The 1,353-nt window shown below is 70.2% G+C and carries 2 protein-coding genes; one reads left to right on the plus strand and one right to left on the minus strand.

Features of this window, described 5'->3' with window-relative positions; genetic code table 11:
- Window positions 1-121: 121 nt before the first annotated feature.
- On the plus strand, window positions 122-592 hold the full coding sequence (locus ACWC2T_RS46060; RefSeq protein ID WP_450676248.1) for a hypothetical protein: 471 nt from the start codon (window positions 122-124) through the stop codon (window positions 590-592).
- On the opposite strand, the gene ACWC2T_RS46065 is transcribed toward ACWC2T_RS46060, so the two are convergent.
- On the minus strand, window positions 573-1,353 hold a 781-nt coding region (locus ACWC2T_RS46065), incomplete at its 5' end, for an IS5 family transposase (RefSeq protein WP_450676249.1). The two genes, ACWC2T_RS46060 and ACWC2T_RS46065, sit on opposite strands and share 20 nt — an antisense overlap.

The raw sequence follows: 1,353 nt of genomic DNA on the forward strand, positions 1-1,353 counted from the left end.
TCAGACGTCATCCGCTTTCCGAACGTGATCGTTTGGTTCGGGCTGGATGGGCATGAACTCCGGTTGATGACGGGAGAGATGGGGGCGGTTCGTCCGCTCGCGTCGCTCGTGGAGGTGGCTGGTGCCGTCGGTGCTCGGTCTGCTGGAGGCCCGGGAGAAGAAGGTCCGGGAGGAGGTGGCACGTCTGCGGGAGGAGGCCGAGCGGGTGCAGGCCGCGCTCGGCGAGGCGGAACGCGTGCTTGAGCGTCTTGTGGATGCCCGTGTGACGGTGGCCGAAGTGCTGGCCGAACCGTCCTGCGCGGTCGCGGAGCCGGCGCGGAGCGCGGTAGCGGGGGCGACGGTGCCGCACCGGGCCGCAGGCATGACGACGTCGGTCCTCGCGCCGGACTACCAGCACATTGTGTCGGTGCTGGAGTCGGAAGCGGGCGCCGAGGGCATGCGCTGCCAGCAGCTGGCCGCGGCTCTGGGGCTTCAGGCGGTCCCGGCGAAGGTCGAGGGGCTGCGGTCGAAGGCGAAACGCCTGGTGGAGCGGGGGTGGGCCCTCCAAGTGCGGCCGGGGGTGTTCACCGCGCTCACGGTGCCGTCCGGCTGAAGGCACGTGGGCGACGTCCGGCCAGACGGCCGCTCATGAGCATGGTCATCGACCACAGCACCATGGCCTCGTGCATGGCGGGCAGCGTCTCGTAGTCACGCACCAGGCGACGCGAACGCATCAGCCAGCTCAGCGTCCTCTCCACCACCCACCTGCGCGGCAGCACCACGAACCCCGTCGTGTCGTCGGAGCGTTTGACGATGTCGAGAGTGAGGCGGAGTTTCTCGGCCGCCCAGTCGACCAGACGCCCGGCATAGCCGCCGTCCGCCCACACCAGACGGACGGAGAAGTACATCGTGCGCAGCCGCTCCAGCAGCCCGACGGCGGCGTCGCGGTCCTGCACGCTCGCCGCGGTCACCGCGACAGCCAGGACCAGGCCGAGGCAGTCCACCACCAGGTGCCTCTTGCGCCCGCCCACCTTCTTCCCGCCGTCCCACCCGGACGTCGGACGCGGAATGTTCGTCGCGGCCCGCACTGACTGCGAGTCCACGATAGCGGCGGTCGGGTCCACCATACGGCCCTCCTTCTGGCGGACCTTGTCGCGAAGCCGGTCGTGGAGTTCGGCGAGCAAGCCCTTGACCTGCCAGCGGCGGGCGAACGCATGCACCCGCCGATACGGCGGGAAATCCGCAGGCAGGTTGGCCCACTTGACGCCGTTGTCGACGACATAACGGACGGCGTCCAACATCACGCGGTGGCAGTAACCCTCCGGCCGCCCGCCCCGCCCCTCAAGCCACGCGGGCACCGGCAGCAACGGCCGA

It is taken from the genome of Streptomyces sp. NPDC001393, assembly GCF_053597455.1.